Below are 24,513 nucleotides of genomic sequence, written 5' to 3'. Positions count from 1 at the left end.
GGACGGCGGGAGGGCGCAGCGCGGCCCGGACGGGGACGCGCCGGCTTGTGCAGTGCGGCGGAACGCGAAGGCATCGGTCGCGCCAAACGGTGGCGAAGGTGAGGCGGGTTCAGCAGGCGATCCGGTCGCAGCGCCGCGTGGCGGCGATCATCCGGGCCAGGGACTTGGCGCCGGGATGGCCGAGGAGTCCGGTGTTGCCGAGCACGTAGGACGGGGTCGCGGCCAGCCCGAGATCGGCCGCCATCCGCATCTGCGCCTTGAGGGCGAGGCGGACCTCCTCGCTGTCGCCGATGGCCTCCAGCTCGGCCGACGGCACGCCGAGCTTGGCCGCCGCCTTCAGGGCCCCGGTCCCGTCGATGGTGCCGCGCCCGGCCAGCAGGGTCCTGTACAAGCTCCAGGCGGCGGCCGAGCCGAGCTTGCGCTGGACGGCCAGGGCCACCTTGGCGGCCTGGGCCGATTGCGGCGACAGGATCGGATTGTTGACGAGGCCGATCCGCAGGGTCGGGTCGCTTTCGGCGAGCGACACCATGTCGGAGGCGGCTTTGCGACAGTACGGGCAATTGTAGTCGAAGAACTCGTACAGGGTCGTCTCGGCCTCGGCCGGTCCGACATAGGTCACACCCTTCAGCCCCGGGATCTCGCCGACGATCTCGCCCGGCAGACGGGTGTTGGCCACGGGCCGACCCTCGTCGCTGTCGACCTTGTAGGCCTGGCCGTAGCCCTGGGCGGAGGCCCGGCCGGCCCCGAGGAGGCCGAGGCCGAGGCCGGCGGTGGAGGCGAGGAAGTGCCGGCGGTCGAAGCGCATGGGGTGGCCCGGGAGCGAGGAACGATCGGCCCGGTTTCTAGTCCCGATCGGCCCGGGACGAAACGTCTACTCGCGCATCGCTCCGGGCCGGTCGCCCGCAGCCCAGGCCAGGGCCTGTTCCAGGCGGTCGTTGCCCCAGAACAATTCGCCGTCGCCGGTGAGGAAGGTTGGTGCGCCGAAGATGCCGCGCGAGCGCGCCTCCTCGCCGTTGACGCGCAGGCGCCCCTTGTTCGATTCGGCCGCCGCCTGCTTCAGGATGATCGTCCCGTCGAGGCCGAGGCCGTTGAGGAGCGACACCACGGCGGGCGGTTCGGCGATGGACTGTCCGCGGGCGAACGCCGCCTCGTAGACCGCCTTGGAGAACGGCACGAGCCAGTCGTGGTCCATGCCGTAGGTGGCGGCCCGCGTGGCGCTGAGGCTGTTCTGCGGGAACGGATCGGGGCGCGTCACCGACGGCAGGCCGAGGCGCGCGGCCTCGCGCTCGACGTCGCGCCACATGTGGCGGCCCTTGGCCGGGTAGAGGTTGAACGGCGACGAATTCCAGCCCTGCGCGGCGAAGATCGGGCCGACGAGGAACGGGCGCCAGCGCACCTCGACCCCGGCCGCATCCGCCAGGGCCTCGATCCGCATGGCCGCGAGGTAGGAGTAGGTGGACGCGAACTCGTACCAGAATTCGAGGGTCGGCCGGCGCGGCATACGTCGAAACTCCGGATTTGGTGAGGGGACGAGCTTCGCCCGTCACGGTGGTTCCAGCAAGGCCGCGGGAGCCGTGTCCACCGGGAGCGAACGCGCCCGCGGCACGACGGTTGCACCGATCGGCGGTCCGCTGATAAGCCGCGACCAGCCCCTTCCGATACCCGTTCCAACCCGAAGCGAGTCCGATGACCGACGCGAATCCGAAGCCCGTCAACAAGGTCGTGCTCGCCTATTCGGGCGGCCTCGACACCTCGATCATCCTCAAGTGGCTTCAGACCACCTACGGCTGCGAGGTCATCACCTTCACGGCCGATCTCGGCCAGGGCGAGGAGCTGGAGCCGGCGCGGGCCAAGGCCGAGCTTCTCGGGATCAAGCCCGAGAACATCTTCATCGAGGACCTGCGCGAGGAATTCGTGCGGGACTACGTCTTCCCGATGTTCCGCGCCAACGCCGTCTACGAGGGCGTCTACCTCCTCGGCACCTCCATCGCCCGGCCGCTCATCGCCAAGAAGCAGATCGAGATCGCCGAGCGCCTCGGCGCCGATGCCGTCTGTCACGGCGCCACCGGCAAGGGCAACGACCAGGTCCGGTTCGAGCTCGGCTACTACGCCCTCAAGCCCGACGTCACGGTGATCGCCCCGTGGCGGGAATGGGACCTGAAGAGCCGCGAGCAGCTCATCGCCTTCGCCGAGCAGCACCAGATCCCCATCGCCAAGGACAAGCGCGGCGAGAGCCCGTTCTCCGTCGACGCGAACCTCCTGCACGCCTCCTCCGAGGGCAAGGTGCTGGAGGACCCCGCCGACGAGGTGCCCGAGTACGTGTTTTCGCGCACCCTCTCGCCCGAGGAAGCGCCCGACACGCCGACCATCGTCACCATCGGCTTCGAGAAGGGCGACGCCGTCTCCATCGACGGCGAGACGCTGTCGCCCGCGACCCTGCTGGCCAAGCTCAACCAGCTCGGCCACGACAACGGCATCGGCCGCCTCGACCTCGTCGAGAACCGCTTCGTCGGCATGAAGAGCCGCGGCATGTACGAGACGCCGGGCGGCACCATCCTGCTGCCGGCCCACCGCGCCATCGAGTCGATCACCCTGGACCGGGGCGCGGCGCACCTGAAGGACCAGATCATGCCGCAATACGCGGAGCTGATCTACAACGGCTTCTGGTTCAGCCCCGAGCGCGAGATGCTCCAGGCCCTCATCGACAAGAGCCAGGAGATGGTCACCGGCGAGGTCCGGCTGAAGCTCTACAAGGGCGGCATCCACGTCATCGGCCGCACCAGCCCGAACTCCCTCTACGACCAGGACCTCGTCACCTTCGAGGAGGGCGCCGTCGCCTACGACCACCGCGACGCGGCGGGCTTCATCAAGCTCAATGCGCTCCGCCTGCGCACCCTGGCCCAGCGCAAGAAGAAGCTCGGCGCGTAAGGCCCCCGCGCGTCGGGTCCCCGCCCCGGGCGGGGACCCGTCCGCGAAGAGCCGGCTAAGCCGATGCGGTTTTGGCGAAGGTCCGCAGGATCTGCGGGACCTCGCCGGAGATCTCGCGCGCCAGGAAGCCCACCGGCCCGACCGAGGCGGCGAGGCGGGCCCCCGCCTCGCCGTGCAGGTAGACGCCCCACAGCGCGGCCATGAACGGGTCGGCACCCCGCGCCAGGATGCCGGCGACGATGCCCGCGAGGGCGTCGCCGGACCCGGAGGTGGCGAGGCCGACCCCGCCGCCGCCATAGTTCCAGCACGTGCCGTCCGGGGCCACGATCCAGCTCTCGGCGCCTTTCATGATCACCACGGCCCGCAGCCGCTCCGCCGCATGGCGCGCCGCCCGCAGGGGGTCTGCCTCGACGGCATCCCGCCCCCAGCCGAGCAGTTGCGCCATCTCGCCGGCATGGGGCGTGATGATGGGGGGGCGGCCGAGGGCGCGCACGATCTCGGGGTCGAGGCCGCAGATCGCCCCGGCATCGAGGACGTAGGCGGTGTCCGGCCGATCCGAGAGGAGTGCGCAGGCCAGGATCGTGGTGTTCGGGCAGGTGTTCATCCCGGGGCCGACGAGGACGGCGTCGCAAGGCTCGGCCGCCTCGACGATCCTGGCGGCGGACGGGTGCGGATCGATCTCCCCGGCCCCGGTCTCGGGCAGTCCGATCACCATCGCCTCCGGCACGGCCAGCGCCATCGCCGTGGCGACGCTGCGGACGGAGGCGATCTTCAGCTTGCCCGCGCCGGCCCGCAGGGCCGCGACGCCGGCGAGGAACACGGCACCCGGCACCTCGGCACAGCCGCCGAGGACGAGGACGCTGCCGCGGTCGTCCTTGCTGCCCGCCTCGGGCGTCGACAGCGGAAGCTCCCGCAGCCGCTCCGCCGTGAGCCGGGTCCCGGTCATCGAGCATCCTCCTTCGAGAACTCGGCGGTGACGGGGGCGCCGGCCTGCTCCATCGGCGCCACGAAGTTGTAGCGCTCGAGGGCGAGTCGCCCGGTGGAACCGGCCTCCGCCGCGAATCCGTACTCGGTGACCGAGCAGTTCAGGACGTCGCCCGCGGCATCGATCCCCAGGATCTCCGCCTCGGTCATGTTCTCGAGGAGGTAGCGCAGGCAGAGCACGACGACCTGATGGGCGACGATGAGGACGCGCTTCTCGCCGTGATGCAGGGAGACGGTGTCCATGGCCCCGCGAAGGCGCAGGATCACGTCGCACCAGCTCTCGCCGCAGGTGGGGCGATAGTAGAACTTGCCCAGGCGCGCGCGCAGCTGCGCCTGCTCGGGATGGAATTCCTCGATGCCGGTGCGGGTCAGGCGATCGAGGAGCCCGAGCTCCTTCTCGCGCAGCCGCTCGTCGACGAAATCCCGGGACGCGTCGCCTGCGACGCCCCCGGCGTCCCGGATGCCGGTCACGGTCTGCCGGGCCCGCGCGTAGGGGGAGGTCAGGACGACGTTCGGGCGCTCGGAATCCGGCATGGCCGCGAACCAGCGTCCGAGGGCCGTGGCCTGCTGCCGGCCGCGATCGCTCAAGGGGACGTCCACATCGCGCTCCGCGATGTCGATCCGCGTCAGGCCCGCATCGACGGCCGCATCGCGGGCCACGTTGCCGGCGCTCTCGCCGTGGCGGACGATCCAGATCCGGCTCGGCCAGCGTTGCATCATCCGTCACATCCCCGGCACGATCGGGCGCACCACCGCACGATTCTCCTCGCTAACGTCCGTGCCGACCGGACGTTCGTGGCTGCGTCCTTTCCGCCGGCCCCGGCCGCGCGGTCACACCGGTCGCCAGCCCTCGGCGGCCCGGCGGAACGCGCCGGGGCCGAGGTCGGCGTAGCGCAGGAAGATCTGGAGGGCCGGCTGCATCTCGTGGTGCTGCTCCGGCAGGCCGGTGCGCGCACCGTAGGGCGCATCGGCATCGACGGCCGGCACGTCGCGGCTCGCATCCCAGCGGATCGCGAGGCCGCGGACCAGGGCGATGTGCTCCGCCGTGACGTCGAAGGTGACGTGCTCGGGCGTCTCGCCGGTGGCGTCGTCGCGAAACACGTCGCCGACATCCGACGAATCGAGCTTGGCCAGGGTGTTGTGGTAGGCGTAGCGCCCCGGCTTCAGGACGGCGTTGGCGCAGAACACCGCCAGGCCGTCGCCGAGCGCCCGGTGCTCCTCGTCCGCCCCGTCGTCGTCGCCGGTGACGTTGAAGATGTCGCCGTCCCGGTCGGTGCTGCCGTAGGGCGCGTCCGGGTGGACGATGGGGGCGCCGGCGCCCTCCCGGTTCCAGGCCACCACCATCCGGCGGATCAGCGCGATGCGCTCCAGGGTGAGTTCGAAGGTGTTCGCGTCGGCCAACGTGGTATCCGTCCCTGATGCGGCCCTTGGCGATCGGGCCGGGTCCTCGGTTTCGAACGGCTCTATGACACGACTTCCCCTCCGGCGACACGGGGGCCGGAGGCTACCGCTTGAGGCAGCCCATCAGGCCGCCGACCCCGTTCATCCGCGCCTGGATGCGGGCGGCCTGGGCCCGCACCCCGCGCGACGGCAGGGCCGGATTGCGCAGGATCGGGTTGGGCAGCACGGCGGCGAGCAACGCCGCCTCCCCGCGCGTCAGGTCGCGGGCGGGCTTGCCGAACCAGCGCTGCGCGGCGGCCTCGGCCCCGAACACCCCCTCCCCCCACTCGGCGACGTTGAGGTAGACCTCCAGCATCCGGCGCTTGCCCCACAGGGCGTCCGTCGCCAGGGCCAGGGGGATTTCCAGGCCCTTGCGCAGGACCGAGCGGCCCGGCCACAGGAACACGTTCTTCACCGTCTGCATCGAGATCGTCGAGGCGCCCCGGCTCGGGCCCTCCTCGTCGTCGACCACGTCCCGCAGGGCGCCCCAATCGACGCCGGCATGCAGGCAGAAGCGCTGGTCCTCCGAGGCGATCACCGCCTGGACGAGGTGGGGCGAGATCGCCGCCAGGGCCACGGACTGCCGGTCCACGGGCTTCAAGACCGCCCATCGCCCGAGCATCAGGGTTGAGGGCGGGGTCACCGCGCTATAGACGAGCGCCATGGCGAGCAGGAACCCCAGGGCGAGGGCGGGCAGCAGCAGGACGAGGCCGACGATCCGGCGCAGGCTCCGGCCGCGCGCCGGCCGTGCGGCCGCCTGCGGCGACCGGCGGCGCAGGGGCTGTTCGGCTCGCTCCGCCTCGTCCTGAATTCGAACCTCCCGCACTCGCGCCACGTTCCCACTTCCGAAGGCCCGCCCGACCATGACGTCAACGCAAGGTTCTCACGCTTCGGTCAAGGCGGATGCCTCGGTCGACGCGTTTTCCCACAGGCTCGCCACGGTGGCCGACGCCGTCGAGGCCTGGCTCGCCGACCGCCTGACCGCCGAGACGCAAGCCGGCGAGATCACCCGGCCCGTGCGGCTCATGGAGGCCATGCGCCACGCCGTGCTGGGTGGCGGCAAGCGCCTGCGGCCGTTCCTCGCCGTCGAGACCGCCCGCATGCTCGGCGGGCCCGAGGCGGGCGCCCTCGCCGCCGGCTCGGCCATCGAGCTCGTGCACTGCTACTCCCTCGTCCACGACGACATGCCGGCCATGGACGACGACGACCTGCGCCGCGGCAAGCCCACCGTCCACAAGGCCTACGACGAGGCCACCGCCATCCTGGTCGGCGATGCCCTTCAGACCCTGGCCTTCGAGGTGCTGGCCGATTCGGCGTGGCAGCCCGACCCCGCCATCCGCGCCGACCTCGTGCTCGGCCTCGCCAAGGCCTCGGGCCTCGGCGGCATGGTCGGCGGCCAGCTCCTCGACCTCGGGGCGGAGGGGCGGTTCGGCCCGGTCTCCCTCACCGTCGACGACACCCTCCAGCTCCAGGCCATGAAGACCGGCGCGATCCTGGCGTTCTCGGTGGAGGCCGGCGCCATCGTGGGCGGCGCGACGCCGGACCAGCGCCGCGCGCTCCTGCGCTACGGCCACGCCCTCGGTCAGGCCTTCCAGATCGCCGACGACATCCTCGACCGTGAAGCCTCGGCGGAAGCCATGGGCAAGGCCACGGGCAAGGACAAGGACGCCGGCAAGGCCACCCTCGTCGACCGCCTCGGCCTCGACGGCGCGCGCGCCGAGTGCGACCGGCTCGTGGGCGTCTGCGAGGACGCCGTCTCGGCCTGGGGCGACAGGGCGCAGATCCTGCGGGATGCGGCGCGGTTCACCGTGGCGCGGAAGGTCTGAGTTCGACCGTGCGCCGCCCATCGGTGTCTGGGCCGGTGGGTGGCGGCCGCTTAGGGCTGCCCGGCGTCCGCGAGGGTTCCGGCGCGGGCGAACAGCCGGATATTCATGGCTTTCAGGACACGCAGGGCGGTGTCGAGGCTCGGGTTCCCGTCATCGGACAACGCCCGGTAGAGGCTCTCGCGGGAGAGTCCGGCCTCCCGCGCGATCTGCGTCATGCCACAGGCCCGCGCCGCAACGCCGAGGGCGGTCCGAAACAGGGCGGCATCGCCGTCTTCGATGGCGGCTGACAGATATTCCGCCACGGCTTCCTTCGTATCGAGATAGTCCGCCGAGTCGTAGGGCTGCGTCTCGCTCATGCCGGTATCTCCTCAAACGGTGCTCGCCAGGACCTTCGCGCGGCGGATGTCCCGTTCCTGGCTGCCCTTGTCGCCTCCGCACAGCAGCATGATCCAAAGATCGCCGCGACGGACGAAGTAGACGCGGTAGCCGGGCCCGACATCGATCCGCAACTCGCTGACGCCTTCGCCGACGGGCCTCACGTCACCGGGATTTCCCAGCATCAGCCGATCGATCCGCAGCGCGATCCGCGCTTTCGCCCGGATATCGCGCAGATGCCTGAGCCACTGGTCGAACTCGGGCGTTCGTCGAACATCTACCATGCATGTGGCCCATGGGCTACGATTTGCAGCGACCTTCAGAAGCGGATCGCCACAGGAGACATTCGTTTTCGGGTTGAACTAGTCCCGGTGGTGCAACCCCTGTTTTTATGCCGTGCGTCACGCGCTTGCCAATGCCCCGATGGTCTGGATACAGCCCCGCGATACGGTTTGGCCCAAGCGAGTGCATCCCATGACCAGCTACAAGCTCCTCCTCCTGCCCGGCGACGGCATCGGCCCCGAGGTGATGGCGCAGGTCGAGACGGTGATCGGCTTTCTCGGCCAGGCCGGCATCGCGGCGTTCGAGACCGAGCACGACCTCGTCGGCGGCTGTGCCATCGACGCCCACGGGGTGGCGCTCACCGACGCGGCCCTGGCCCGGGCCGACGCCGCCGACGCCGTGCTCCTGGGCGCGGTGGGCGGTCCGAAATGGGCCGAGGTCGCCTACGAGATCCGCCCCGAATCGGGCCTGCTGCGCCTGCGCAAGGATCTCGGCCTGTTCGCCAACCTGCGCCCGGCCATCTGCTACCCGGCGCTCGCCGACGCCTCCGCCCTCAAGCGCGAGCTCGTCGAGGGCCTTGACATCATGATCGTGCGCGAACTCACGGGCGGCGTCTATTTCGGCGAGCCGAAGGAGATCACCACCCTCCCCGACGGTTCGAAGCGCGCCGTCGACACCCAGGTCTACACCACGGGGGAGATCGAGCGCATCGCCCACGTCGCCTTCGATCTGGCGCGCAAGCGCTCGGGCCGGGTGGCCTCGGCCGAGAAGCACAACGTGATGAAGTCCGGCGTCCTGTGGAAGGAGGTCGTCACCCGCGTCCACCAGACCGATTACGCCGACATGGCCCTGGAGCACGTGCTCGCCGACAATTGCGCCATGCAGCTCGTGCGCCGCCCCAAGCAGTACGACGTGCTCGTGACCGACAACCTGTTCGGCGACGTGCTCTCCGACGTGGCGGCCATGCTCACCGGGTCCCTCGGGATGCTGCCGTCGGCGTCCCTCGGCGCCGTCGATGCCAAGGGCTCGCGAAAAGCCCTCTACGAGCCCGTGCACGGTTCGGCCCCGGACATCGCCGGACGCGACCTCGCCAACCCGCTCGCCATGATCGGGTCCCTGGCCATGGCCCTGCGCTACTCGTTCGGCCTCGGCGAGGCCGCCGATCTCCTCGACGGCGCCATCACGGATGCCCTCGCGAGTGGGGCCCGCACCCGCGACATCGCCGCCGAGGGAACGCAGGCCCTCGGCACCGCCGGCATGGGCGACGCCGTCGTGGCCGCCCTCCGGGCCCGCATCGGCTGAGGAAAAGTCCGGCGCCACGGCTTCGCCACGGGCGGGGCCGTGTTGTCGCCACATCTGTCAAGTTAATCCGTCCCCGGAGTTACCAGCCGCGGGGACGAGAAGAGCACATGCAGGGTCGCACGGTCGGATCGTCACGGACTGCCCTCGCCACCGGCCCCGTCAGGGGTCCCCTGCGCGGGCGATCGACCGCGAACGCGACGTTTCCGGCCTCGGACGCCCTCACCCTCGGGGGCCGGGTCGGCCGCGAGCACGGCAGCCGCACCGCCCTCATCCGCTCCGTCCTGTCGGTGACCCTGCTCGCCGGCGGCCTGAGTGTCGCCCTGCTCAACGGCGTCGGTCCGAACGGGTCCGGCCTCGGCGGCGTGGTGCAGTCGGCCCAGGCGATGACCACCGTCGCCATGCCCCGGCCCCGGGTCCAGGTCGGTCCCCCCGCGATTCTCGGCGCGCCCGCCAGCGTCCTGACGGCGTCGGCGGCCTTCGCGCCCATCCACGACCTCGACACCGAACTCGGCTCCAACGCCGTCGACCGGGTGTCCTACGACTTCCTCATCACCGAGAGCGCGGTGGGCGACCCCAACGACGTCCTCGAATTCGGTCCGATGAAGATCCGGCGCCACCTGGTGCAGAAGATCGTCCGCGCCGCCCAGGCCGTGCAGACCGACCCCGTCCTGCTCATGGCGGTGGCCGACAAGGAATCGAGCTTCAAGACCGAGGTCCAGGCGCAGACCTCCTCGGCCACGGGCCTGTTCCAGTTCATCGAGCGGACCTGGCTCGGGGTGGTGCGCGATTTCGGTCCCAAGCACGGGCTGACCCAGGACGCCGCCCTCGTGGTGACGGGCGACAACGGACGCCCCGCCGTCGCCGACCCCGCCGAGCGCACCCGCATCCTCGAACTGCGCCGCGACCCCTACCTCTCCGCCCTCATGGCCGGCGAGATGCTCAAGCGCGACGCCGCCCGCATCGCCCTGCGCATCGGCCGCGACCTGTCCCTGGGGGAGGTCTACCTCGCCCACTTCCTCGGACCGGACGACGCCGAGGAATTCCTCGCCACCGTCGCCGACAAGCCCAAGGCCGCCGCCGCCCAGATGCTGCCGGGACCGGCGCGGGCCAACAAGACCATCTTCTTCGCCGCCCAGCGCGGCCGCCGCAAGGCGACCAGCCTCTCCGTCGCCCAGGTCCACGAGAAGTTCGAGGCGATGATGAGCGCGCGCGGCGCCCGCTACCGCGATGTCCGCTCCGTGGCCGGAATCATGGCCTACGCCGACGCCTCGGCCGAGTGATCCCCGGGATCTGCGGACATCCGAGGATCGGATTTTCTGGCAACTGAGGGCGCCGTCCCGGCTTTACTGTCCGGGTGCCCGATGTCCGGGCCCCCCGAGACACCAACGCCGGAGGCTTCGCTTGGCCGATCCTGAGGTCCCTACCAACGGCTCGCCGCGTTCGCTCACGCCCGTGGGACGCCGTCCCGGTTCCGCCGAAACCCTGAATCCCAGCCTGTCCCTCGATCGGATCGGACAGGCCCTGGCCTCGTTCTACGACGACCTCATCGCCGAGGGCGTGCCCGAGCATCTGGCCGCCCTCGTGCGGCAGGTGCGCCAGCCCGAGCGGCAGGAACGCCGGCCCGAGCCCGTGGCCCCCGCCGGCCCCGTCGCCGCCAAGTCCGGCAAGCTCGCCCTCGTGGTGGAGGACGACGCGGCCACCCGCGCCCTGGCCGAGGCCCTGCTCGAGGAAACCGAGCTCAGCGTGGTCGGGTGCGACAGCGCCGAGGCAGCCATCGCGATCATGCGCGAGCGCGGTGGCGACGTCTCCCTCGTCTTCGCCGACGTGCATCTCGCCGGTGTGATGGACGGCGTCCAGCTCGCGTCCGCCATCGCCCTCCTGTGGCCGACGACCCGGCTCGTCGTGACCTCCGGCCAGCGGACGCAGCGCCCCGGGGCCCTCGCGCCGCAGGCGGTGTTCATTCCCAAGCCCTGGCGACCCCTCGACCTCCTCGGCGAGGCGGAGCGGGCCCGGACCGAGCCGCAGCCGGTGCTCCGTTGAGAACGTCGCATTTTGCGGTGCACCATCTCGCCTGGGCGCACCTCTTGCATTAATCGGGAGCGAGACCGCGCTGTCCGGCGCGGCGGAGCCGATCCGTGCCGATCCTGTCCGTCCGCCACATCACCACCTACCGCTACCGTCAGCCCGTGGGCTTCGGCGAGCACCGGATCATGTTCCGGCCGCGGGACAGCTACGACCAGCGCCTCATCGCGGCGGCCCTCAAGATCACGCCCGAGCCGGTCTCCCTGCGCTGGATGCACGACGTGTTCGGCAATTGCGTCGCCGTGGCCGCCTTCCAGGGCCGGGCCTCCACCCTCGTCTTCGACTGCAGCATCACCCTCGACCACACGCCCGAACTGGCGCCGGACTTCCCCCTGGCGCCGCACGCGGCTTTCTATCCGTTCGGCTACGGTGCCGACGACATCGCCGATCTCAGCCGCTCCATGGAGCGCCAGCACCCCGACCCGCGCAACGAGGTCGATGCCTGGGCCCGCGGCTTCGTCCCCTCCACGGGACGGATCGCGACCCAGGAGCTCCTCGCGGAGATGACCCGCAGCGTGCGGCGCAACTTCGCCTACCTCGCCCGACAGGAGAAGGGCGTGCAGGACCCCGTCACCACCCTGCGGCTCAAGCGCGGCAGCTGCCGCGACTTCGCCGTGCTGATGATCGAGGCGGTGCGGGCCCTCGGCATGGCGGCCCGGTTCGTCTCGGGCTACCTCTACAACCCGCGCGGCGACCGTGAGCGCCATGTCGGAGGCGGGTCCACCCATGCCTGGGTCCAGGTCTACCTGCCGGGGGCCGGCTGGATCGAGTTCGACCCGACCAACGGCATCGTCGGCAACCGCGACCTCATCCGCGTCGCCGTCGCCCGCGACCCGCGCCAGGCGGTCCCCCTGCACGGCTCCTTCTTCGGATTTCCCGCCGACGACCTCGGCATGACGGTCAGCGTCGCCGTTGACGAGGTGGAGCCGAGCGCCAGCGACGCCCGGGTTCCCGATCCCATGCTCGCGCGTTGACGGTCCGATTACTGCATTCCCCCGATCGTTTCCGGGGTACGGCATTCCAGGTTCGAGAGATCAGGTGAGCATCATGAAGATCAGGACTGGGTTCGACATCGCCTTCGAATCGGTTCAGCCGACACCCATGATCCTGGCGCTGAGCGTGCATCCCTCGCGGATGCCCGATCTGCTCACGCCGCACATGATCACCTTCGACCCGCCGATCCCGTCGCAGGAGTACCGCGACGTGTTCGACAACATCCTCACGCGCATCGTGACGCCGGTGGGCCGGCTGACCATCTCGGCCGATTTCATCGTGCAGGATTCCGGGCAGCCCGACGTCTACGCGCCCTACGCCCAGCAGATCGAGGTCCAGAACCTGCCCGCGGACGTCCTCGTCTACCTCCTCGGCAGCCGGTACTGCGACACCGACAAGCTGTCCGAGACCGCCTGGTCCCTGTTCGGCGGGACGCCCATGGGCTGGGGCCGGGTGCAGGCCATCGTCGACTACGTCCACGAGCGCATCCGCTTCGACTACATGTGCGCCGATGCCACCCGGACGGCCTGGGACGGGTTCATGCAGCGCCAGGGCGTGTGCCGCGACTTCGCGCATCTCGCCGTCGCCTTCTGCCGGTGCATGAACATCCCGGCGCGCTACTGCACCGGCTACCTCGGCGATATCGGCATCCCGCCCGTCCCCGACCCGATGGATTTCTCGGCGTGGTTCGAGGTCTATCTCGACGGCGGCTGGTACACGTTCGACGCGCGCCACAACACGCCGCGCATCGGCCGCATCGTCATGGCCCGGGGCCGGGACGCCACGGACGTCGCGATCACCACGAACTTCGGGTACGCCCACCTCGCCCGCTTCGACGTGCACACCGACGAGGTGTTCTGACCGGGCCCGGGCCGCGGGGAAACGAAATCTTCAGGGCCTCGTGGAACCGGCGGCCTACGCCTACGCTTGTATAGCAAAGGTTACGCTTCAGGTAAGGCATCCACGATGAAGACCTTCGCCTCCGCCCTCGCGGGCATTCTAAGCGTCTGTGTTCTGTCCAGCGGTCCGGTGCTGGCAAACCCCTACGATCCCTTCGGCACCGAGGCCGGCGACGACTATTACGCCGACCCCGCCTACGGTCAGACCGGCGCCAGTCCCTACGGCTACCAGGGCACCGTCGGCCAGGGCGTGCAGGCCGCCCCCCAGGCGCAGGTCGCCCCGATCCCGCGCGAGATCGTGGATTTCCGCGGCGACTACAAGCCCGGCACCATCGTGGTCTCCACGGCCGAGCGGCGCCTCTACTTCGTGATGCCGAACGGCGAGGCCATCCGCTACGGCGTCGGCGTCGGCCGTCCCGGCTTCACTTGGTCGGGCACCAAGACCGTGACGGCCAAGAAGGAGTGGCCGTCGTGGACCCCGCCGGCCGCGATGATCGCCCGCCGTCCCGACCTGCCGCGCTACATGGCCGGCGGCGTCGAGAACCCCCTCGGGGCCCGCGCCATGTACATCGGCAGCACCGAGTACCGCATCCACGGTTCGAACGAGCCGGACACCATCGGGCAGGCCGTGTCGTCGGGCTGCATCCGGATGACCAACGAGGACGTGACCGACCTGTACGAGCGCGTCCGTGTCGGTGCCAAGGTCGTCGTGCTGAACTGATCTTTTCGGATCTGGGAACGACCCGTCCGGAAACGAAAGAGCCGCCCCGTCGGAAGACGGGGCGGCTCTTTCGCGTTCGCGGTGGCGGTGGCCCTACGGGACCACCCGGCCGACGGCGGTCTGCGGGGCGCTGAACGAGGCGATGGGCATGTCGCAGAAGCAGCGGACCCCGAGGGGGCGCGGTCCCGGCAGCGGGCACGAATACGGCTTGAAGCCGGTGAGGCCCGACTGGACGGCATCGCAGTTGAGACCCGTGGCGGCGCGGCGCGGGGCCGGGCGGGCGTAGGGGTCGTCGTAGGCGCGCCGTGGCGGCGGCCCGCGATCGTCGTAGTAGCGGCGCGGCGGCGGCCGGTCGTAGCCGTCGTCGTAGTACTGCGCGCTGGCGCCCTGGGAGCCGAGCGCTGCCGCCAGGGCCGCGACCATCACGCTGATTCGATAGGCAGGTCGCATGGGATACGCGCTCCTCGATCCATCCGGTCCGTCTCGGGCGGGACGCCCGACTGGGCGCAACCGTTAAAGCATCGCCCCGGGAAGTGGAATCCGGTTGCCGCGGGGCCGGCGCGAAAACCCGTGGCCGGAACGGTCCGGGGCGGGACCCGCGCTCCGCGCTTCGCGTCGCATTCCGACATGGAACGGCCCGCCCCGCCGGAGGCGGAACGGGCCGTCGGGACGGTTCGAAAGCCGGGCGTTCAGTTGTTGCCGGCGTTGCGCATGGCCTGCTCGGTGTCGGCACCGGCCTTGCGTGCGGCCTCGGCGCCCTGCTCCATGGCCTTGCGGGCATGCTCGGCCGATTCCTGCATGACGCCCTTGGCCTTCTCGGCGCTCTGCTGCATCGCCGTCTGGGCGAGGCCGCCGAACTCCTTGGCCTGGGCCTGGATCGCCGCGAACTGGCTGCGGACGAACTCGGCCTGGTGCTGCATGGCCTCCTGGAGGTCGCGCGAGCGGACGAGCTTCTGGGCGAGATCGAAGGCCGCCGTCACGTTCTGCTCGGCGAACTCGAAGCCGCGGGCGGACACGTCGTGCGCGCTGGTCCGGGCGGTCTCGGCCGAACCCTGAACGGTGTCGGCGGTGCGGCGTGCCGCGCCGATGAACGAGTCGAAGGCCTTGCGCGCCTGGTCGACGCTCTTTTCGGCGAAGTCGCGCATCTCGGCGGGGACTTCATAATTCGGGGTGCTGGTCATCATCCTCTCCTCTTGGACTGCTTGTTGATCGTTCGTTGTGCGCTGCACAATAACACACTGTCCGCCCTATGCCACCCTGTGCGGGTGCGTTAAGATTGACAACAGGTAAACGTGTGGCGCCGCCGATTGATGTCCACTCCCCACCCAGCCGGGGGTAAAGAGAAAACATCCTCTCCATAGGCCAGCCACGTGAACTGGGTGCGAATGTTCGAAAACGGGGTCGAAGGGCCGGGCCTGAGGGACGATGCGGCGCTGGACGCGATGGTGCGGGGCCTGGACGGCGATCCGCGCCTCGGCCCGTTCCTGCGCGGGCCCGATCGCGCCCTGATCATCCTCGACGGGACCGGTACGCGCCTCGTCCACGCCTCGCGGGCGGCCGCCCCCGTGGCCCGCGCCATCGCGGGGGCGGATGGCGCCGTCGCCGCCGGCCTTCGCCTCGACGCGCAGATCCGGGCGACGGCGCAGCCCACCCTCGCGCGAATCCGCTTCGATCGCCGCGGCCTCGCCACGCCGACGACCTGCTTCGTCGTGCGGGCACCGGTCTCCGACGGTCGCGTGGTCCTGGTCCTGGTCCTGACGGAGCCTGCCCCGCGCCTTCGCCCTGTTGAATCCGTCGGGACCGTGCCGGTGCCTGCGCCGGCGGAAGGGGCCGTGGACCGGTCGGACGTCCACGACGCGGCCGCCGGACCCGGCGCCGTTCCGCGGTTCACCTGGCAGACCGATGCGGCCGGAATCCTGGTGCGGCTCGGCGGCCCGGCGGGGGCGCTCCTGCGCGGTGCGCTCCTCGGGCGGTCCTGGGCCGCCCTGTCGCGGGCCGGCATCGCCCGCGACGCCGAGGGGCTGATCGCGGTCCTCGACGCCCACCGGACCTTCCGCGCGATCCCCCTCGGCATCCGCCTCGACGACCCGGACCGGATCGTCGATCTCGACCTGTCCGGCGTTCCCCTCGCGCCCGCCGGGCAGGCGATGCGCGGGTTTGCCGGCTTCGGCGTCGTGCGCCGCGCCGATCCCGTGAGCGTCTCCGAAGCCTCATCTCCTGAAGCTTCCTCTCCCGAAACGTTGCTAGAGCTCGGGTCCCACGAAGCGCTTCCCCCGGCGGCGGTCGCGGATTTGCTCCCCCGGGATCGTTCCGACCCCGAGGGGGTGCCGACGCTACCGGAGCCGGAGGTCGACGCGTCCCTGACGACGCACGAGCACGCGGCATTCCGCGAGATCGCCCGTGCCCTCGGCGCGCGCTTCGCCGGCGACGAGTCCGCCGAGTCGCCCGAGGATGAGCGCGGGACGTCGGGCGGCGCCGTGATGCCGTTTCCCGGGCCGCCGCCAAGGCCGCCGGAACCGCCTGCACCCGAAGCTTTCGCGCCCGAACCTCCTGCGCCGGAGGCGGCCCTGGTCGCCACCCTGGAGCGCCTGCCCACCGGCGTTCTGGTCTACCGCGGCGCGGACGTCCTGTTCGCCAACCGGACCCTCCTCGACCTTGCGGGGTTCGCGGACCTCGACGCCCTCGCGGCGGCCGGGGGCATCGCCCACCTGTTCCAGGGCCTGCCGCCCCACGAGCGGACCGCGAGCGATGCGCCGGCGATCCTCACCACGCGGGAGGGTGACCGTCGCGGCGTCGACCTCCAGCGATCCGACATCGACTGGTGCGGCCGTCCGGCCGAGATCCTCCTCGCACGCGACGCGGTGGCGGACGAGCCGGCCCGCGCGCTGACGGCGGAGCGGATCGCACGGGATTTCGCCGCGCATCGCGCCCACGACGCCATCGGCATCCTCGATGCCCTCGACGAGGGGGTCGTCACCCTCGACGGCAGCGCCCGCATCCTCGGCCTCAACCGCGCCGCCGCCGCGCTGTTCGGCGCCGATCCGCGCGAAGTGGTGGGTGAGAGTCTCCTGAGCCTGTTCGCCCCCGAGAGCACCGTCGATGTCCTGGCCGTGGCCCACGGCGTGCCGCAGGGCGCGGCACGCGACGTGATCGCCCGCGGGCCCGATGGCCCCCTCCCCCTCCGGCTCGACGTCCGGGCCGTGCCGGGCACGGCCGAGCCCCGTCTCTGCGCGATCCTCCGGCCCGTTCCGGCGAAGGACGCCGCAACGACGGACGATCCGCGGGCGTCCGATCCCGACGCCCTGCGCCGCGCCGAGACGGCGAGCGCCCGGAAATCCGAGTTCCTCACCCGGATCAGCCACGCCATCCGCACGCCGATGAGCGGCATCCTCGGGTTCACCGACCTGATGCTGACGGAGCCGTTCGGTCCGCTGGGCAGCGAGCGCTACCGTGACTACCTCGACGATATTCGAACGTCCGGGGCGGAGGTCGTCGGCCTCATCGACGACCTCATCGATCTCGCGCGGATCGAGGCCGGGCGCCTCGATCTCGACTTCACCGAGATTCCCCTGAACGAGCTCGTCTCGCGCTGCGTCGCCCAGATGCAGCCGGAGGCCGCCCGCGAGCGCATCGTGGTCCGCACCAGCTTCTCCGCCGACCTCGCGCCCCTCGTCGCCGACGAGCGCTCCCTGCGGCAGGCCGCCCTCACCGTCATCGCCAATGCGATCCGCTTCACCGAAGCCGGCGGTCAGGTCATCGTCTCCACCACCATGGCGGACCGGGGCGAGATCGCCCTCAGGGTGCGCGACACCGGCATCGGACTGTCCCCCGACGAGGTCGACGCCCTGCTGGAGCCGTACCGCGCCGCCGCGGTGCAGGGACCGCGCCCCGGCGGCGGCACCGGCCTCGGCCTGCCCATCACCAAGGCCCTGGTGGAGGCCAACCACGGCGAGTTCCGGATCACCAGCCGCAAGGACGAGGGCACCCTGGTGGAGATGCTGTTTCCGGCGGCCCAGGCCAGCCGGCGCGCCTGACCGGGCGAACGACCGGGGCGGTGCGCGACCCGTCGAACCGGGCGGGCCCCATGCTGCAGACCGTCTCCACCCGCTTCTTCCCGGGCCGTGCCCCGGACGGCGAGCCCCGACGGGAATCGTCACAGGCGACCCGGCAGGCGCGCACCCTCGACCGCAAGATCGGGCGGGAATCCGCCCCGGCTGCATCGGAATGCTGTGACGCATCATCTTCGGGCACCCCGTCCCGAAGTATAGTGGGCTGGGCGCTTGCCGTGGATATCTCCCTGCGCCTAAGAAGGTTTTTAGGAAGTCCCGGCTGCGCGGATCATCGCGATACGATCGGGCACCGCAAGGGAAAACGCCATGGACGAGAAGGTGGTGGAAGTCCGCGCCGAGTGGGCCGAGGGTGCCCATGCCGACGACGCCAAGTATCAGGCGATGTACAAGGCCTCCGTCGACGACCCCTCGGCTTTCTGGGGCGAGCACGGCAAGCGGATCGACTGGTCGACGCCGTTCACGAAGGTGAAGGAGACCAGCTTCGAGCCGGGCAACATCTCGATCAAGTGGTTCGAGGACGGCCGTACCAACGTCGCCTATAACTGCGTCGACCGCCATCTCGAGACCCGCGGCGATCAGGTCGCCATCATCTGGGAAGGCGACGACCCGACGGAATCCAAGCACATCACCTACCGCCAGCTTCACGCCGAAGTCTGCCGGATGGCGAACGTGCTGCGCAATCGCGGCGTCTCCAAGGGCGACCGCGTCACCCTCTACCTGCCGATGATCCCCGAGGCCGCCTACGCCATGCTCGCCTGCGCGCGGCTCGGGGCGATCCATTCCATCGTGTTCGGCGGGTTCTCGCCGGATTCCCTCGCCGGCCGGATCGAAGGCTGCGCCTCGAAGCTCGTCATCACCGCCGACGAGGGCCTGCGCGGCGGGCGCAAGGTTCCGCTCAAGGCCAACGTGGACGCCGCCATCGCGCGCCTCGGCAAGGACGCCGTCGACCACGTCGTCGTCGTGCGCCGCACCGGCTCCGCCGTCGCCATGGAGCCGGGCCGCGACGTCTATTACGACGAGGCCGCCGCCCAGGTCACCGACGACTGCCCGGCCGAGGCCGTCGAGGCCGAGCACCCGCTCTTCATCCTCTACACCTCCGGCTCCACGGGCCAGCCCAAGGGCGTGGTCCACACCACCGGCGGATACCTCGTCTACGCCTCGATGACGCACCAATACGTCTTCGATTACCGCGAGGGCGAGGTCTACTGGTGCACGGCCGATGTCGGCTGGGTCACGGGCCACAGCTACATCGTCTACGGGCCCCTCGCCAACGGCGCCACGACCCTGATGTTCGAGGGCATCCCGACCTATCCGTCGAACTCCCGGTTCTGGGACGTGGTCGACAAGCACAAGGTCAATATCTTCTACACCGCGCCCACCGCGATCCGCTCGCTCATGGGTGGCGGCGAGGCGCCGGTGAAGCGGACCTCGCGGTCGTCCCTGCGGGTCCTCGGCTCGGTCGGCGAGCCCATCAACCCGGAGGCCTGGGACTGGTACTTCAAGGTGGTGGGCGATTCCCGCTGCCCCATCGTCGATACCTGGTGGCAGACGGAGACCGGGGGCATCCTCATCACGCCCCTGCCGGGCGCCACGCGGCTCAAGCCCGGCTCGGCCACGCGGCCGTTCTTCGGCGTGCAGCCGATGATCGTCGATGCCGAGGGCAAGGCCCTGGACGGACCCTGCGAGGGCAACCTGTGCATCAAGGATTCGTGGCCCGGCCAGATGCGCACGGTCTACGGCGACCACGAGCGCTTCGAGCAGACCTACTTCTCGACCTATCCGGGCACCTACTTCACCGGTGACGGCTGCCGGCGCGATGCCGACGGCTATTACTGGATCACCGGCCGCGTCGACGACGTCATCAACGTCTCGGGCCACCGCATGGGCACGGCGGAGGTGGAATCCTCCCTGGTCGCCCACGCCAAGGTCTCCGAGGCGGCCGTGGTCGGCTACCCCCATTCCATGAAGGGCCAGGGCATCTACGCCTACGTCACGCTCATGGAGGGCGAAGAGGGGTCCGACGCCCTGCGCAAGGAGCTCGTGGCCTGGGTCCGCAAGGATATCGGCCCCATCGCGTCGCCGGACCTGATCCAGTTCGCGCCGGGCCTGCCCAAGACCCGCTCGGGCAAGATCATGCGCCGCATCCTGCGCAAGATCGCCGAGGACGAGTTCTCCTCGCTCGGCGACACCTCGACCCTCGCCGAGCCGGCGGTCGTCGAGGATCTCATCGAGAACCGCCAGAACCGGACGCACTGAACGCGATCGAACGGCGGACAAGGCGGGCGTCCCCTCGACGCTCGCCGAACCACCGACTTCCACGGCATCATCAACATCTGAGTTCGGCATCCTGGAGAAGGAGCCGGCTCACGGGGAAAGCTGCGCCATGTCTGATCCTGTCACTGCGCGGATCGCGCAGAATCCGCGGTTCAAGGAACTCGTGCACGAACGCACGCGGTTTGGTTGGATCCTCACCGGCGCGATGCTGGTGGTCTATTTCGGCTTCATCGGCCTCATCGCCTTCGACAAGGCGCTGCTCGCCACCAAGGTCGGCAGCGCGACCACGTCGCTCGGCCTCATCCTCGGCGTGGCCGTGATCGTCTTCGCCTTCATCCTCACGGGCATCTACGTCCAGCGTGCCAACGGCCGCTTCGATGCGCTGACGGCCGAACTCAACCGGGATCTCGCCCGATGAGCCGCTTCAACCATCCTGTTCTTCTCGGGAGCGCCATGGCGGCGCTGGCCGTCGGGGCGGCCTTCGCCGCCGGCCCCGATCTCGGTGCCGTCTCCCAGCAGGCCACGAACTGGCCGGCCATCGGCATGTTCGGCTTCTTCGTCCTCTTCACCCTCGGCATCACCTACAAGGCCGCCAAGGGCACCAAGTCGGCCGCCGACTTCTATGCCGCCGGCGGCGGTATCTCGGCCGGGACCAACTCCCTCGCCATCGCGGGCGACTACATGTCGGCGGCGTCCTTCCTCGGCATCTCGGGCCTCGTCTACACCTCGGGCTTCGACGGTCTGATCTACTCCACCGGCTTCCTCGTCGGCTGGCCCATCGTGCTGTTCCTCATCGCCGAGCGCCTGCGCAATCTCGGCAAGTTCACCTTCGCCGACGTGGCGAGCTTCCGCCTCGACCAGACCTCCATTCGCATCATCTCGGCGATCGGAACCCTGGTGGTGGTGGCGTTCTACCTCATCGCGCAAATGGTCGGAGCGGGGAAACTCATTCAACTCCTGTTCGGCCTGCCCTACCTCTACGCCGTGGTCATCGTCGGCGTGCTGATGATCGTGTACGTCGCCTTCGGCGGCATGAAGGCCACCACCTGGGTCCAGGTGATCAAGGCCTGCCTGCTGCTCGGCGGCGCCACCTTCATGGCCGGCGCGGTGCTCTACAAATACGGCTTCAATCCCGAGGCCCTGTTCTCGGCGGCCGTCGCGACGCACCCCAAGGGCGACGCGATCATGGGACCGGGCGGCCTCGTCAACAATCCCATCGAGGCGATCTCCCTCGGAATGGGCCTCATGTTCGGCACCGCCGGCCTGCCGCACATCCTCATGCGGTTCTTCACGGTGTCCGACGCCCAGGCGGCTCGAAAGTCGGTGTTCTACGCCACCGGCCTCATCGGCTACTTCTACATCCTCACGTTCATCATCGGTTTCGGCGGCATCGCCCTGCTGATGTCCGACCCGGTCTACTTCAAGCTCGGCCCGGCCGGCGCCTTCGACAAGCTGAAGGACATGGTCGGCGGAACCAACATGGTCGCGGTGAACCTCGCCAACGCCGTGGGCGGACCGTACTTCCTCGGGTTCATCTCGGCGGTGGCGTTCGCTACCATCCTGGCCGTGGTGGCCGGCCTGACGCTGGCGGGCGCCTCGGCCGTCAGCCACGATCTCTACGCCAGCGTCATCGCCCGCGGGCGCACCAACGAAGCCTCCGAGGTGCGGCTGTCCAAGATCTCGGCGGTGGTGATCGGCATCGTGGCGATCTACCTCGGCTACGTCTTCGAGAACCAGAACGTCGCCTTCATGGTCGGCCTCGCCTTCTCGGTGGCGGCGAGCTGCAACTTCCCCGTCCTCACCATGTCGATCCTGTGGCGGGGCACCACCACCTGGGGCGCCCTCATCGGCGGCTTTGTCGGCCTGTTCGCGGCCGTCGGCATGGTCGTCCTGTCGAAGGCCGTCTGGGTCACCACCTTTGGCAACCCCGTGGCGATCTTCCCCTACGACAACCCGGCGCTGTTCTCGATGCCGCTGGCCTTCCTGACGATCTACGTCGTGTCGAAGCTCGACAACACAGCTCGGGCGAAGCGAGAGCGTGCCCTGTTCGACGCGCAGTTCGTCCGCTCGGAGACCGGAATCGGTGCCGAGGGGGCGCACGCGCACTGAGCCCCGGGACATCGGGCGGACCTGACAGCGAGGGGGCGCGGCGTGAGCCGCGCCCCCTCTTGCATGTCGACGGCCTTTAATCCTCGGGGAGACCAGAAAAATAATTGGTCTTTGGCTGAATTTTTTCTGAATTCGGTACTTTTCCGCCCGTCATCCCTATTGGGCGAAATCATGGCGTCGCTTAGCATCGCCCCCGACGTGGTCAGGGGGTGTCGTTCGGGGGCGCGGGGTCGATGGATCCTGCCACCGGCCCACGGCAACTTGGATACGCACAAGGGTCCAACAGCTACGGGCGGACAACGCCCGGGCAATCGAAATGCTGGAGAAACGTCGTTATGGTTGCGTCAAGTGCAGTGCCCGTCAGCGAGTCGGCCACGCGGCCGATGAGCGCCGGCGAGAAGAAGGTCATCCTGGCTTCCTCGCTCGGCACCGTCTTCGAATGGTATGATTTCTACCTCTACGGCTCGCTCGCCGCGATCATCGGGGCGCAGTTCTTCTCCGCCTACCCGGAAGCCACGCGCAACGTCTTCGCGCTCCTGGCCTTCGCCGCCGGCTTCCTCGTGCGTCCCTTCGGCGCCCTCGTGTTCGGCCGCCTCGGCGACCTCGTCGGCCGCAAGTACACCTTCCTCATCACCATCCTGATCATGGGCATCTCGACCTTCGTCGTCGGCCTGCTGCCTTCCTACGCCACCATGAACGAGTACGGCGTCGGCTGGGTCGCCCCCGTCGCCCTGCTGGCCCTGCGCATGCTGCAGGGTCTGGCCCTCGGCGGCGAGTATGGCGGTGCGGCGGTCTACGTGGCCGAGCACGCGCCCCGCGGCCGGCGCGGCTTCTACACCGCCTTCATCCAGACCACGGCGACCCTTGGGCTGCTGCTGTCCCTGATGGTGATCCTGTTCACCCAGATCTACGTGAACGCGAACTACGCCCCCGTCGCCACCACCCTGGCCGATGGCTCCGCCGGGACGATCACGCCGTTCGCCGCCTGGGGCTGGCGCATTCCGTTCCTGGTCTCCATCGTGCTGCTCGGCGTCTCCGTCTGGATCCGCCTGCAGATGCAGGAGAGCCCGGCCTTCAAGAAGATGAAGGACGAGGGCACCGGCTCGAAGGCGCCGCTCTCGGAGGCGTTCGGCCAGTGGCGCAACGCCAAGTGGGCGCTCCTCGCCCTGCTCGGCCTCACCGCCGGCCAGGCCGTCGTCTGGTACACCGGCCAGTTCTACGCGCTGTTCTTCCTGCAGACGATCCTGAAGGTCGACCAGTTCACCGCCAACGTGCTCATCGCCTGGTCGCTGATCCTCGGCACCGGCGGGTTCCTGTTCTTCGGCGCGCTCTCCGACAAGATCGGCCGCAAGCCGATCATCCTCGGCGGTTGCGTGATCGCGGCGCTGACCTTCTTCCCGCTGTTCAAGGCCCTGACCGCGGCGGCCAATCCGGCCCTGCACGCGGCCCAGCAGAACACGCAGGTGGTGGTCAAGGCCGACCCGGCGGATTGCTCGTTCCAGTTCAATCCGGTGGGAACCGCCAAGTTCACCAATTCCTGCGACATCGCCAAGGCGCTGCTCGCCCGGTCCGCGGTGAACTACACCACCGAGCCGGTGGCCCCCGGCACCAAGGCCACCGTCACCGTCGCCGGCAAGGAGTTCGCCGCCGCCGATCCGGCCTTCGCCAAGGACGTCGGTGCGGCACTCACCGCCGCCGGCTACCCCACGGCCACGAACCCGAGCATCGTGAAGATCGTCATCGACCCGAAGGACGGCCTCTCGAACTTCGCCAAGATGATCGACATCTTCTCGGCCCAGAAGCTGACCATCATCGCCATCCTGACGATCCTCGTCCTGTACGTGACCATGGTCTACGGCCCGATCGCGGCGGCCCTCGTCGAGTTGTTCCCGACGCGCATCCGCTACACCTCGATGTCCCTGCCCTACCACATCGGCAACGGCTGGTTCGGCGGCCTTCTCCCCGCCACCGCCTTCGCCATGGTGGCCCAGACCGGCGATATCTATTTCGGGCTCTGGTACCCGATCGTCATCGCCCTCGCGACCGCAATCATCGGGGCCCTGTTCATCCCCGAGACGAAGGATCGCGACATCTTCACCTACGACGAGGCGCCCGCGCGCTGAGCCCGATCCGGTGTAACCGTCGCTCCCGTGTCGCGCGGGATGGCGAAAAGACGAGAAAGGCCCCGTCGCGAGACGGGGCCTTTTCCTTGACCTGAGAAACCGCTC

General features: G+C 69.8%; 23 protein-coding genes. 13 read left to right on the top strand and 10 right to left on the bottom strand.

Annotated features, from left to right (window positions below):
• Positions 1 to 109: 109 nt before the first annotated feature.
• Together FV218_RS06790 and FV218_RS06785 are read right to left on the bottom strand one after the other, a co-directional pair.
• Positions 110 to 805, bottom strand: a complete 696-nt coding sequence (locus FV218_RS06790; RefSeq protein WP_056092658.1) for a DsbA family protein — start codon at positions 803 to 805, stop codon at positions 110 to 112.
• A 66-nt stretch (positions 806 to 871) separates the two neighbouring features.
• A complete protein-coding gene (locus tag FV218_RS06785) occupies positions 872 to 1,501 on the bottom strand; it encodes a 2-hydroxychromene-2-carboxylate isomerase (protein WP_056092660.1) in 630 nt (209 codons plus the stop codon).
• A gap of 185 nt (positions 1,502 to 1,686) precedes the next feature.
• Between FV218_RS06785 and FV218_RS06780 the strand changes: the two genes are divergently transcribed.
• The gene (locus FV218_RS06780; protein WP_056092663.1) at positions 1,687 to 2,928 is read left to right on the top strand and encodes an argininosuccinate synthase; all 1,242 of its coding nucleotides are present in this window, start codon (positions 1,687 to 1,689) and stop codon (positions 2,926 to 2,928) included.
• Between the two features lie 55 nt (positions 2,929 to 2,983).
• On the opposite strand, the gene FV218_RS06775 is transcribed toward FV218_RS06780, so the two are convergent.
• The 4 genes from FV218_RS06775 to mtgA all read right to left on the bottom strand — a co-directional run bounded on the left by FV218_RS06775 (position 2,984) and on the right by mtgA (position 6,217).
• Positions 2,984 to 3,874: an NAD(P)H-hydrate dehydratase gene (locus tag FV218_RS06775; protein WP_147709166.1), complete on the bottom strand. Its 891-nt coding sequence runs from the start codon at positions 3,872 to 3,874 to the stop codon at positions 2,984 to 2,986.
• Positions 3,871 to 4,632, bottom strand: a complete 762-nt coding sequence (locus tag FV218_RS06770) for a histidine phosphatase family protein (RefSeq protein WP_147709165.1) — start codon at positions 4,630 to 4,632, stop codon at positions 3,871 to 3,873. Before FV218_RS06770 ends, FV218_RS06775 begins: the two co-directional genes overlap by 4 nt.
• 111 nt (positions 4,633 to 4,743) lie before the next feature.
• The gene (locus FV218_RS06765) at positions 4,744 to 5,313 is read right to left on the bottom strand and encodes a hypothetical protein (RefSeq protein WP_056092671.1); all 570 of its coding nucleotides are present in this window, start codon (positions 5,311 to 5,313) and stop codon (positions 4,744 to 4,746) included.
• Positions 5,314 to 5,416: 103 nt separating this feature from the next.
• Positions 5,417 to 6,217, bottom strand: coding sequence for a monofunctional biosynthetic peptidoglycan transglycosylase (gene mtgA / locus FV218_RS06760; RefSeq protein ID WP_147709164.1), 801 nt, complete (start codon positions 6,215 to 6,217; stop codon positions 5,417 to 5,419).
• Between mtgA and FV218_RS06755 the strand changes: the two genes are divergently transcribed.
• Entirely contained in the window at positions 6,216 to 7,178 is a 963-nt protein-coding gene (locus FV218_RS06755) for a polyprenyl synthetase family protein (protein WP_147709163.1), read from the top strand. The two genes, mtgA and FV218_RS06755, sit on opposite strands and share 2 nt — an antisense overlap.
• A gap of 50 nt (positions 7,179 to 7,228) precedes the next feature.
• Here the strand turns inward: FV218_RS06755 and FV218_RS06750 are convergent, their stop codons facing one another.
• The gene (locus FV218_RS06750; protein WP_056092679.1) at positions 7,229 to 7,534 is read right to left on the bottom strand and encodes an addiction module antidote protein; all 306 of its coding nucleotides are present in this window, start codon (positions 7,532 to 7,534) and stop codon (positions 7,229 to 7,231) included.
• A 12-nt stretch (positions 7,535 to 7,546) separates the two neighbouring features.
• The gene (locus tag FV218_RS06745; protein ID WP_147709162.1) at positions 7,547 to 7,837 is read right to left on the bottom strand and encodes a type II toxin-antitoxin system RelE/ParE family toxin; all 291 of its coding nucleotides are present in this window, start codon (positions 7,835 to 7,837) and stop codon (positions 7,547 to 7,549) included.
• A 190-nt stretch (positions 7,838 to 8,027) separates the two neighbouring features.
• Between FV218_RS06745 and leuB the strand changes: the two genes are divergently transcribed.
• From leuB to FV218_RS06715, 6 genes are all read left to right on the top strand, one after another.
• Positions 8,028 to 9,137 (top strand): 3-isopropylmalate dehydrogenase, encoded by a 1,110-nt coding sequence (gene leuB, locus FV218_RS06740; protein WP_056092685.1) that lies wholly within the window; start codon positions 8,028 to 8,030, stop codon positions 9,135 to 9,137.
• Between the two features lie 107 nt (positions 9,138 to 9,244).
• A complete protein-coding gene (locus FV218_RS06735) occupies positions 9,245 to 10,417 on the top strand; it encodes a transglycosylase SLT domain-containing protein (RefSeq protein WP_056092688.1) in 1,173 nt (390 codons plus the stop codon).
• Between the two features lie 214 nt (positions 10,418 to 10,631).
• Positions 10,632 to 11,177, top strand: coding sequence for a response regulator (locus tag FV218_RS06730; RefSeq protein WP_147709171.1), 546 nt, complete (start codon positions 10,632 to 10,634; stop codon positions 11,175 to 11,177).
• 95 nt (positions 11,178 to 11,272) lie between these two features.
• A complete protein-coding gene (locus FV218_RS06725; RefSeq protein ID WP_147709161.1) occupies positions 11,273 to 12,193 on the top strand; it encodes a transglutaminase family protein in 921 nt (306 codons plus the stop codon).
• Between the two features lie 73 nt (positions 12,194 to 12,266).
• The gene (locus FV218_RS06720) at positions 12,267 to 13,073 is read left to right on the top strand and encodes a transglutaminase family protein (protein WP_056094119.1); all 807 of its coding nucleotides are present in this window, start codon (positions 12,267 to 12,269) and stop codon (positions 13,071 to 13,073) included.
• Between the two features lie 105 nt (positions 13,074 to 13,178).
• Entirely contained in the window at positions 13,179 to 13,832 is a 654-nt protein-coding gene (locus FV218_RS06715) for a L,D-transpeptidase (RefSeq protein WP_056092693.1), read from the top strand.
• Between the two features lie 93 nt (positions 13,833 to 13,925).
• On the opposite strand, the gene FV218_RS06710 is transcribed toward FV218_RS06715, so the two are convergent.
• On the bottom strand, positions 13,926 to 14,282 hold the full coding sequence (locus FV218_RS06710) for a hypothetical protein (RefSeq protein WP_147709160.1): 357 nt from the start codon (positions 14,280 to 14,282) through the stop codon (positions 13,926 to 13,928).
• A gap of 239 nt (positions 14,283 to 14,521) precedes the next feature.
• The gene (locus FV218_RS06705; RefSeq protein ID WP_056094122.1) at positions 14,522 to 15,013 is read right to left on the bottom strand and encodes a phasin; all 492 of its coding nucleotides are present in this window, start codon (positions 15,011 to 15,013) and stop codon (positions 14,522 to 14,524) included.
• Between the two features lie 204 nt (positions 15,014 to 15,217).
• On the opposite strand from FV218_RS06705, the gene FV218_RS06700 reads away from it, so the two are divergent.
• From FV218_RS06700 to FV218_RS06680, 5 genes are all read left to right on the top strand, one after another.
• Positions 15,218 to 17,866, top strand: a complete 2,649-nt coding sequence (locus FV218_RS06700) for an ATP-binding protein (protein WP_147709159.1) — start codon at positions 15,218 to 15,220, stop codon at positions 17,864 to 17,866.
• A gap of 342 nt (positions 17,867 to 18,208) precedes the next feature.
• Positions 18,209 to 20,158 (top strand): acetate--CoA ligase, encoded by a 1,950-nt coding sequence (acs, locus tag FV218_RS06695; RefSeq protein WP_056092700.1) that lies wholly within the window; start codon positions 18,209 to 18,211, stop codon positions 20,156 to 20,158.
• Positions 20,159 to 20,285: 127 nt separating this feature from the next.
• Positions 20,286 to 20,594, top strand: a complete 309-nt coding sequence (locus FV218_RS06690) for a DUF485 domain-containing protein (RefSeq protein WP_056092703.1) — start codon at positions 20,286 to 20,288, stop codon at positions 20,592 to 20,594.
• A complete protein-coding gene (locus FV218_RS06685) occupies positions 20,591 to 22,285 on the top strand; it encodes a cation acetate symporter (protein ID WP_056092706.1) in 1,695 nt (564 codons plus the stop codon). The genes FV218_RS06690 and FV218_RS06685 overlap by 4 nt, the downstream gene beginning before the upstream one ends.
• Before the next feature lie 383 nt (positions 22,286 to 22,668).
• Complete coding sequence (locus FV218_RS06680; RefSeq protein ID WP_147709158.1) at positions 22,669 to 24,408, top strand: MFS transporter; 1,740 nt, start codon at positions 22,669 to 22,671, stop codon at positions 24,406 to 24,408.
• The last annotated feature ends 105 nt before the right edge of the window (positions 24,409 to 24,513 follow it).

It is taken from the genome of Methylobacterium sp. WL69 (genome assembly GCF_008039485.1).
GTDB lineage: Bacteria > Pseudomonadota > Alphaproteobacteria > Rhizobiales > Beijerinckiaceae > Methylobacterium.
This window is presented reverse-complemented; position numbering and strand designations above follow the sequence as displayed.

What these genes read in the sequence shown, in the direction of transcription:
- FV218_RS06790 (WP_056092658.1), bottom strand. Translation starts at nt 805, where the DNA reads ATGCGCTTCGACCGCCGGCACTTCCTCGCCTCCACCGCCGGCCTCGGC.
- FV218_RS06785 (WP_056092660.1), bottom strand. Translation starts at nt 1,501, where the DNA reads ATGCCGCGCCGGCCGACCCTCGAATTCTGGTACGAGTTCGCGTCCACC.
- FV218_RS06780 (WP_056092663.1), top strand. Translation starts at nt 1,687, where the DNA reads ATGACCGACGCGAATCCGAAGCCCGTCAACAAGGTCGTGCTCGCCTAT.
- FV218_RS06775 (WP_147709166.1), bottom strand. Translation starts at nt 3,874, where the DNA reads ATGACCGGGACCCGGCTCACGGCGGAGCGGCTGCGGGAGCTTCCGCTG.
- FV218_RS06770 (WP_147709165.1), bottom strand. Translation starts at nt 4,632, where the DNA reads ATGATGCAACGCTGGCCGAGCCGGATCTGGATCGTCCGCCACGGCGAG.
- FV218_RS06755 (WP_147709163.1), top strand. Translation starts at nt 6,216, where the DNA reads ATGACGTCAACGCAAGGTTCTCACGCTTCGGTCAAGGCGGATGCCTCG.
- mtgA (WP_147709164.1), bottom strand. Translation starts at nt 6,217, where the DNA reads ATGGTCGGGCGGGCCTTCGGAAGTGGGAACGTGGCGCGAGTGCGGGAG.
- FV218_RS06750 (WP_056092679.1), bottom strand. Translation starts at nt 7,534, where the DNA reads ATGAGCGAGACGCAGCCCTACGACTCGGCGGACTATCTCGATACGAAG.
- FV218_RS06745 (WP_147709162.1), bottom strand. Translation starts at nt 7,837, where the DNA reads ATGGTAGATGTTCGACGAACGCCCGAGTTCGACCAGTGGCTCAGGCAT.
- leuB (WP_056092685.1), top strand. Translation starts at nt 8,028, where the DNA reads ATGACCAGCTACAAGCTCCTCCTCCTGCCCGGCGACGGCATCGGCCCC.
- FV218_RS06735 (WP_056092688.1), top strand. Translation starts at nt 9,245, where the DNA reads ATGCAGGGTCGCACGGTCGGATCGTCACGGACTGCCCTCGCCACCGGC.
- FV218_RS06720 (WP_056094119.1), top strand. Translation starts at nt 12,267, where the DNA reads ATGAAGATCAGGACTGGGTTCGACATCGCCTTCGAATCGGTTCAGCCG.
- FV218_RS06715 (WP_056092693.1), top strand. Translation starts at nt 13,179, where the DNA reads ATGAAGACCTTCGCCTCCGCCCTCGCGGGCATTCTAAGCGTCTGTGTT.
- FV218_RS06710 (WP_147709160.1), bottom strand. Translation starts at nt 14,282, where the DNA reads ATGCGACCTGCCTATCGAATCAGCGTGATGGTCGCGGCCCTGGCGGCA.
- FV218_RS06705 (WP_056094122.1), bottom strand. Translation starts at nt 15,013, where the DNA reads ATGACCAGCACCCCGAATTATGAAGTCCCCGCCGAGATGCGCGACTTC.
- FV218_RS06700 (WP_147709159.1), top strand. Translation starts at nt 15,218, where the DNA reads ATGTTCGAAAACGGGGTCGAAGGGCCGGGCCTGAGGGACGATGCGGCG.
- acs (WP_056092700.1), top strand. Translation starts at nt 18,209, where the DNA reads ATGGACGAGAAGGTGGTGGAAGTCCGCGCCGAGTGGGCCGAGGGTGCC.
- FV218_RS06690 (WP_056092703.1), top strand. Translation starts at nt 20,286, where the DNA reads ATGTCTGATCCTGTCACTGCGCGGATCGCGCAGAATCCGCGGTTCAAG.
- FV218_RS06685 (WP_056092706.1), top strand. Translation starts at nt 20,591, where the DNA reads ATGAGCCGCTTCAACCATCCTGTTCTTCTCGGGAGCGCCATGGCGGCG.
- FV218_RS06680 (WP_147709158.1), top strand. Translation starts at nt 22,669, where the DNA reads ATGAGCGCCGGCGAGAAGAAGGTCATCCTGGCTTCCTCGCTCGGCACC.